Genomic DNA, 467 nt, shown 5'->3' with positions numbered 1-467 from the left:
CCTCAACTGCCTCAACTGCCTCAACTGCCTCAACTGCCTCAACTGCCTCAACTGCCTCAACTGCCTCAACTGCCTCAACTGCCTCAACTGCCTCAACTGCCTCAACTGCCTCAACTGCCTCAACTGCTTTTCATCTAACTAGGATATCTGGTATGCCATAATCCTATCTATATAGAACTCCTCTCTAGATCACATCAGTCCATCTCTCGGCTACATAAGGTATTGATCGCATCTGAACCAAGGTAGGTGAGTGAATCAGGTACATCTAGCTCTCTAAAACCCCATTTCTGTGGATAAGTTTGTAGAAAAGCTGTGGTTGGATATGAATAACTAAGAAAGTGCCGATTTTTGCAATTTTATTGCATCGAAGCCTTGCCAATGTGACCAATGTCTCTATAATACGCCACATCGACAGGGCAAGCGGCAACGCAAACAAGCCGGTCGGTGCCTCGATAAAGCCTCTGAAA

The 467-nt window shown here is 46.0% G+C and carries 1 protein-coding gene; it reads right to left on the bottom strand.

What is annotated here, in order from left to right; genetic code table 11:
- Positions 1-265: 265 nt before the first annotated feature.
- Positions 266-467, bottom strand: a 202-nt coding sequence (locus tag KW821_RS21420) for a hypothetical protein (protein ID WP_218292857.1), incomplete at its 5' end; no start/stop codon positions are given.

The sequence above is a fragment of the Aeromonas sp. sif2416 genome (assembly GCF_019218665.1).
Taxonomy (GTDB): domain Bacteria; phylum Pseudomonadota; class Gammaproteobacteria; order Enterobacterales; family Aeromonadaceae; genus Aeromonas; species Aeromonas encheleia.
This window is presented reverse-complemented; position numbering and strand designations above follow the sequence as displayed.